This is a genomic window from Paenibacillus tianjinensis (genome assembly GCF_017086365.1).
GTDB lineage: Bacteria > Bacillota > Bacilli > Paenibacillales > Paenibacillaceae > Paenibacillus_AQ > Paenibacillus_AQ tianjinensis.
Map to the genome: position 1 here is coordinate 5,411,047 of NZ_CP070969.1, position 6,454 is coordinate 5,417,500.

Below are 6,454 nucleotides of genomic sequence, written 5' to 3' on the forward strand. Positions count from 1 at the left end.
CTCCTTACCTTTTTTCTCAAATTTCAAGTTCAATCTATATATTTTTAATATTTCAGCAGGCGCGGAAGCTCGCTGATCGTCTGGCGTTTTACATATTCGCCGTAGCCTGGTTTGCCGACCACACCCAACGCATCATCGTACACTAGAGTGCCGCGGACAATGGTTTTATCAACCTTGCCTTTAAGCTTCATACCGTGGAACGGAGTGTACTTCGGTTTGCAATGCATCTGGTCTTTGTCGATCGTCCATTCCTTCTCCAGGTCCACAATCGTGAAGTCGGCATCGGTACCAATCTCCAGCGCGCCTTTCTTCGGATACAGCCCGTAATGGATAGCCGGATTGGTGCACAGCAGCTCTACCAGCCGGGAGAGGCTCAGTCTGCCTTTGTTATAGCCTTCGCTGATCATAATCGGCACTAGCGTTTCTACACCCGGGATCCCCGGAAAAGAAGTCCAGACATCCATACCCGGCGCATCCTTCTCTGTTGCAATTTCATAGGGCGCATGGTCGGTAGCCATGAAGTCAATTGTTCCGTCTGCCAGCCCCTGCCAAAGTGCTTCATTATCTTTTGCAGTACGCAGCGGCGGCGCAATCTTGGCGAACGTACCGAACTCGGTCATCGCATCTACCGCATTCAGCGTCAGGTAATGCGGACAGGATTCTGCGGTCACCTTGGTTCCTTTCAGCTTTGCTTCACGGATTAGCTCGTTGCCTGCCCCCGTGCTCATATGCACGATATGCAGCCGGGCACCCGTCTCTTCGGCGAAGCTAATCCCGAGCTGGATAGCTGCCTTTTCTGCGAGCGCCATACGCGCCTCTGCCCAGGCTGGATAATCAAGGCGGCCCTCACTTTTCAGCTTACTCGTAAAGTAATCGCAGATAGCATAGTTTTCAGCGTGAATTCCAATTGGCAGCCCCGTAGGGGATACGGCGGCAAACGCCTCCAGCATTTCCGGATCGGTTACCCGCGGATAAGATGGCACAGATGGAGTCATGTACACTTTAAAGGCCACTACGCCGTTAGCCACCTGCTCACTGATAATCTCCGGCAGCACGTTGTTGCGTACATCTTCGCCGGTAATGCCGCCCCACATCGCGTAATCGACAATCCCTTTGCCTTCTAATGCATTCAGCTTGTTGAACAGATTATCGGCAGAACGGACCGACGGCACGCTGCAGCATGGCATGTCGACAATCATCGTTACCCCGCCGGCTGCGGCGCTGCCTGTTCCGGTTACGAAATCCTCGCGGTGTGTAAACCCCGGATCATTAAAATGGGTATGCGAATCAATTACGCCCGGCAGCACCAGCTTGCCCTCAGCATCAATGATCTCATCGACTTCAGCCTCAATATCCTTCGCGAACCCGACAATCACACCTTTGTTAACCAGAATGTCAGTCAGCACCTGTCTGTCGCCTTGCGGAATGTTGGCATTTTTAATGATCAGTTCATAACTCATGAATACACACCTCTTCTTTAGGTTTTGGGGTTAGTTGGCGCACAACAAAAAAGCCCCGGCTCACAAAAGGTACAAGCAGAACGTATTCCTCACCCGGTATATACCGCGCGAAGAACAACAATTCTTAGCCTATACCTCTTGTAGCCTGGGGCAATTTACGGTCGCCTGGTCGAAACGCTCAAACCGGATTATTGAGCTTATACAAGAGCATATTCTGTTAATCCATCCTACAAGGAAGTTTTTCAATTCATTGTTACGTTTAGTAACATGGATAATTCAAAATCCTTCCTCAATTACCTATATCATACCATTGGCAACTCTTTCGTCAAGATAACAAACCCGTTTGTCATTGAATCGGCAAAATATATGTTATGTTTATTAACACAATAAAGAACTGGATGATACCCCATAACCACGATTCCATTCCTGTTTGCCCGTTATTCTTCCTATTACCTCTCCCTGCAAAGCTCACACAATCCCAGACACAGCAAAGGATTTCATCCCCCCGCTCTTTCGCTGCTATTAATCCGTTCATAAATCCGGACTGATCCGTTACATTTAACTGCAGGAATTTCAGCAAACCCTTTTTATGGATATCAACGACATTCCTCACAGCTGAAATTACGAGCGACACTTTCATGCCAGAATTTATTTGCTCTCCGCTTTAGCCTGTTCTTCAAGGGAAGAGAAATAAGCGATTTTATGCTCCACTTTTTGCGCAAAGGTCTGAAAAAATTTAATCTTCTCATCAATATGCAACTTATGCTCCTCCAATAATCTGCGCTGCTCGGGAAGTGAACTGTACCCTTCCTTGGATAGCGAGATAAACTGCTTGATATCAGCGATCGGCATTCCGGTGTCCTTCAGGCAGCAGATTAACGAAATCAGCTCCAGATCCTCATCGTGGAAACAGCGGTTTCCATTCTCATCCCTGGCCACAACGGGCAGCACACCCTCTTTTTCATAATAACGCAGCGTATATTGGCTCAATCCGCTTTTTTGTGATATGGTTTTGATGCTGTATCCCATGATATTAGCTCCCTTCTGCCGTAAGGCTACGGCTCCATCTCTACGTTAACACCATTTCGAGTCTATTAAAAGCGCTTTAGAAATCTATTGACTTACAGTTAACTCTAAGGTCTACACTTTACTAGGAACACTACATTAAGGAGTGAATGCAGAGTGGTAAAAAAAATTAAAGCAGGCAGCGGCCAGCTTGAGGTTGCTCAGATTTCTTTAGGATGTATGCGTATTGCCGATCTTTCTCCGCAGGAAGCGGATGTGCATATTCACAGTGCCCTAGAGGCGGGAATAGACTTTTTTGATCATGCGGACATTTATGCTGGCGGTAAAGCTGAAGAGGTATTCGGCGAGGTAGTGGCTGCCAGCCCAGGCATGCGTGAGCAGCTGATGATTCAGACCAAATGCGGAATCCGCAACGGCTTCTTCGACTTTTCCAAGGAGCATATTGTGAACTCGGTCGAGAATAGCCTGAAGCGCCTGAAGACCGATTATGTGGATGTCCTGCTGCTGCACCGTCCCGACACCCTGATGGAGCCTGAGGAAGTGGCTGAAGCCTTTGATTATCTGGAGCAAAAAGGCATGGTCAAGCATTTCGGGGTCAGTAACCTGAACCCGCTGCAGATCGAGCTGCTCAAAAAAAACGTCAAACAGCCCCTGCTCTTCAACCAGCTGCAGCTTAGCATTATGGTCTCTGGCATGATTGATGCCGGCTTCAATGTGAACATGACCAACTCCGCTTCGGTCGTACATGATGGAGGCATTCTGGAATACAGCCGACTGCATGATATGACGATTCAGCCTTGGTCCCCGTTCCAATACGGCTTCTTTGAAGGCGTATTCCTGGGCAATGAGAAGTTCCCTGAGCTTAATGAAGTTATCGGCAAACTGGCCGCTGAAAAAGAAGTCGCCGACACCACTATCGCCATCGCCTGGCTGCTCAGACATCCGGCGAACATGCAGCCGATCGTGGGCACAACTAATACCAAGCGTCTGCTCGACATCGCCAAGGCTTCAGATATTACGCTGACCCGCCAGGAATGGTATGAAATTTACCGTGCAGCTGGCAACAAACTCCCTTAAGCAGCCACAGCCGTACTAGACGAGGACAGTCAAACGTATAGTTAATATTAGAGTACTCTATAAGCCATTACGGCCTAAGGAGTACTCTTTGCTGTGGGCTTTTATTCATCCTTAAACTTACTTCCGGATCAATGATTCCTAGTGTGATTTAATCGTTTGACACTATCCATTTTATAGAATAATTTATATCTAAAAGATACATTTAGATTGGATGATTGGATATGAGCAGTAAGAAGAGCAAAACATCTTATGTAATACTTGGTCTTTTAAACGAAGAAAGCTTATCCGGCTATGACATCAAAAAGATTGTAGATGACCGGCTGTCTTTTTTTTGGAACGAGAGCTTTGGCCAGATTTATCCGGAGTTGAAACGGCTTACTTCTGAAGGGCTGATTGCAGTTTGTACCGATGCACTTCCTATGCATAGTAAGCAAAGCATCAAGTACGAGATTACAGGGCCGGGAAGACTGGAATTACAGGAGTGGCTCAAATCACCGGTTGAAAAGGAACTTATCCGTTTTGAAATTTTGCTGAAACTGTATTTTTCGAATACAAACTCTTCTGCCAAGATGCTGGAGCATGTAAAAGAGTTTCAAACCAGCCACTTCAGACAGCAGCAGTTGTTTCAACAATTTGAAGCACAGCTTAAACAGAATATGGATGTACACAGCAATCACAGACAAATCTTAATGGTATTATCTTTTGGCCAAAAGATGTGGGAGGCTTATGCTGCCTGGTCTGAAGAAACGATCCGCTTACTGGAGCAGGATATTACCGCACAGGAGGATGACACGGATGAATAAAAGAATCGATTTCTATTACTTTTCCGGCACTGGCAATACACAGCTTATTGTGGACCACGCAGTGGACGCACTTACAATGAATGGCTGCAGCGTCTCTGTTAAGCATATCGAAAAAGGATACACCCTCTCAGAAAATGAGCCGGCTGAACAATTGTGGTTTGCCTTCCCGGTCAACTCCCAGGCAGTCTCCCCTTTCATCTGGAGGTTTTTTCGATCATTGCCGCAGAGCTCCGGAACCAAGGTGTATGTAATTGCTACTCTTAATAATTCTGCCTATATCCTAAATCCACTCTTTACCTTACTTAAGAACAAAGGATATACTCCGGCTTCAGCCTGCGAGATCAGTATGCCTAACAATATGGGCCATACACAACAGAGCAAGGAGAACGACCTTCACCAATTAATCGCAGCGTGTGATAAGGTTAATCAATTTGTCAGCGATTCCGTAACAGGCAAGGTTAAGTGGGATTTAGAGTATAAAGGATCTTCATTTGTATCCTTTTTGTCGAGGAGAACCGTGCTGCCCTGGATGTCTATGCGCCTCTTGCTTAAGTTGCGGACCGAACCCTCTCAATGCACAGGCTGCGGGCTATGCGTAAGACAATGTCCCGTTCAAAATATTTCAATTACGGGTCATGTTTCTGTTCACGGGAACAAATGTGAGTTCTGCATGAAATGTGCCGCCTCTTGTCCTAAGAAGGCTATCTATATATCAGGCAAACCAAAAATCAAAATCCGCAGTACAAAGATGCCACATTCCACTATTCAACGTTAGAATGGAGCTTAGTATGGGTTTACATCTCAAAGGCTTTATCTGGCCGTTATTGGTTTTACTGCCGAACCTGTTTTTAATATTCTTCGCGCCGCATAACATTCCAAAAACCGTTTCCCCGCCTTTAATTTTCACTGTATTCGAGCGTATAGGCCAAGTTACCTGTTTTACACTGCCTATCGTGTTCGGCACCAAGATTGCCGCACAGCCTATCAACTTGTTAACAGGGTTAATGTTAATTTGTTTACTTATTTACTACCTTTGCTGGGTACGCTTTTTTAGGAGCGGCAGAGAATTCTCCATGCTCTTCAAACCGTTAGGCTTCATCCCTATCCCAATGGCCCTATTTCCGATTCTGTATTTTATCCTGCTTGCAGTTTGGCTCAACTCCTATTTGTTTGCAATCCCTGCGGTTCTGTTTGCCATTGGGCATTTTGTAACCAGCTGGAGCACCTTCAGCCAAATTCAATAAGATTCCCCGGCAGCTAAAAAAGTGTCCATACAGAAAAACAGGTTGATAATCGTGTTACACGATTATCAACCTGTTTTTGTTATACCGGCGAGAGGACTCGAACCTCCACGGTTTCCCACTCGATTTTGAGTCGAGCGCGTCTGCCATTCCGCCACGCCGGCGTATTCATGATTCTCAATAATAAGTTCCAAAATAATGGAGGCGCCACCCAGACTCGAACTGGGGATAAAGCTTTTGCAGAGCTTTGCCTTACCACTTGGCTATGGCGCCATAAAAATGGAGCGGACGACGGGAATCGAACCCGCGACCCTCGCCTTGGCAAGGCGATGCTCTACCGCTGAGCCACGTCCGCATAAATGGCTGGGGATATAGGAATCGAACCTATGAATGACGGAGTCAAAGTCCGTTGCCTTACCGCTTGGCTAATCCCCAATATTAATTTCAGAAAAAAATGGGGCGACTGATGGGTCTCGAACCCACGAATGCCGGAACCACAATCCGGTGCGTTAACCCCTTCGCCACAGTCGCCATATTAAGCTGTTTCTAAACATTTCGCCAACCAGTCTTTTAAAGAAATGGGGCGGCCGATGGGTCTCGAACCCACGAATGCCGGAACCACAATCCGGTGCGTTAACCCCTTCGCCACGGCCGCCATATTAAGCTTTAAAGTTTTCATTGGCAGGGGCAGCAGGAATTGAACCCACACCAACGGTTTTGGAGACCGTTGTTCTACCTTTAAACTATGCCCCTAAAGATGGTGGAGGCTGATGGATTCGAACCACCGAACACGTACGTGAGCAGATTTACAGTCTGATGCGTTTGGCCACTTCGCTAAGCCTCCACA

General features: G+C 46.9%; 6 protein-coding genes, 8 tRNA genes and 1 riboswitch. Of the genes, 4 read left to right on the forward strand and 10 right to left on the reverse strand.

All coding sequences use genetic code 11. The features are described 5' to 3' along the window. Positions 1 to 44: 44 nt before the first annotated feature. Both allB and JRJ22_RS25090 read right to left on the reverse strand, forming a co-directional pair. Positions 45 to 1,460 carry an allantoinase AllB gene (allB, locus tag JRJ22_RS25085; protein ID WP_206102022.1) on the reverse strand — a complete coding sequence of 472 codons (1,416 nt, stop codon included), beginning with the start codon at positions 1,458 to 1,460 and terminating at the stop codon, positions 45 to 47. Positions 1,461 to 1,581: 121 nt separating this feature from the next. Further along, positions 1,582 to 1,685: riboswitch (purine riboswitch) on the reverse strand. A gap of 423 nt (positions 1,686 to 2,108) precedes the next feature. After that, entirely contained in the window at positions 2,109 to 2,489 is a 381-nt protein-coding gene (locus JRJ22_RS25090; protein ID WP_206102023.1) for a MerR family transcriptional regulator, read from the reverse strand. Positions 2,490 to 2,642: 153 nt separating this feature from the next. Between JRJ22_RS25090 and JRJ22_RS25095 the strand changes: the two genes are divergently transcribed. The 4 genes from JRJ22_RS25095 to JRJ22_RS25110 all read left to right on the forward strand — a co-directional run bounded on the left by JRJ22_RS25095 (position 2,643) and on the right by JRJ22_RS25110 (position 5,610). Further along, positions 2,643 to 3,563 carry an aldo/keto reductase gene (locus JRJ22_RS25095; RefSeq protein WP_332461346.1) on the forward strand — a complete coding sequence of 307 codons (921 nt, stop codon included), beginning with the start codon at positions 2,643 to 2,645 and terminating at the stop codon, positions 3,561 to 3,563. A 221-nt stretch (positions 3,564 to 3,784) separates the two neighbouring features. Next, complete coding sequence (locus tag JRJ22_RS25100; protein ID WP_206102024.1) at positions 3,785 to 4,366, forward strand: PadR family transcriptional regulator; 582 nt, start codon at positions 3,785 to 3,787, stop codon at positions 4,364 to 4,366. After that, a complete protein-coding gene (locus JRJ22_RS25105; protein ID WP_206102025.1) occupies positions 4,359 to 5,141 on the forward strand; it encodes an EFR1 family ferrodoxin in 783 nt (260 codons plus the stop codon). The genes JRJ22_RS25100 and JRJ22_RS25105 overlap by 8 nt, the downstream gene beginning before the upstream one ends. A 1-nt stretch (position 5,142) precedes the next feature. Further along, positions 5,143 to 5,610: a hypothetical protein gene (locus JRJ22_RS25110; RefSeq protein ID WP_206102026.1), complete on the forward strand. Its 468-nt coding sequence runs from the start codon at positions 5,143 to 5,145 to the stop codon at positions 5,608 to 5,610. A gap of 82 nt (positions 5,611 to 5,692) precedes the next feature. Here JRJ22_RS25110 and JRJ22_RS25115 read toward each other — a convergent pair. The 8 genes from JRJ22_RS25115 to JRJ22_RS25150 form a co-directional block, all read right to left on the reverse strand. After that, positions 5,693 to 5,771: transfer RNA gene (locus tag JRJ22_RS25115), tRNA-Leu, on the reverse strand. Positions 5,772 to 5,806: 35 nt separating this feature from the next. Further along, a tRNA-Cys gene (locus JRJ22_RS25120) sits at positions 5,807 to 5,880 on the reverse strand. A 7-nt stretch (positions 5,881 to 5,887) separates the two neighbouring features. After that, a tRNA-Gly gene (locus JRJ22_RS25125) sits at positions 5,888 to 5,962 on the reverse strand. A gap of 5 nt (positions 5,963 to 5,967) precedes the next feature. After that, positions 5,968 to 6,042: transfer RNA gene (locus tag JRJ22_RS25130), tRNA-Gln, on the reverse strand. A 20-nt stretch (positions 6,043 to 6,062) separates the two neighbouring features. After that, positions 6,063 to 6,138 (reverse strand) — tRNA-His (locus JRJ22_RS25135). Between the two features lie 48 nt (positions 6,139 to 6,186). Continuing rightward, a tRNA-His gene (locus tag JRJ22_RS25140) sits at positions 6,187 to 6,262 on the reverse strand. Between the two features lie 24 nt (positions 6,263 to 6,286). Next, positions 6,287 to 6,360: transfer RNA gene (locus tag JRJ22_RS25145), tRNA-Trp, on the reverse strand. A 5-nt stretch (positions 6,361 to 6,365) separates the two neighbouring features. Beyond that, a tRNA-Tyr gene (locus JRJ22_RS25150) sits at positions 6,366 to 6,451 on the reverse strand. Positions 6,452 to 6,454 lie beyond the last annotated feature (3 nt).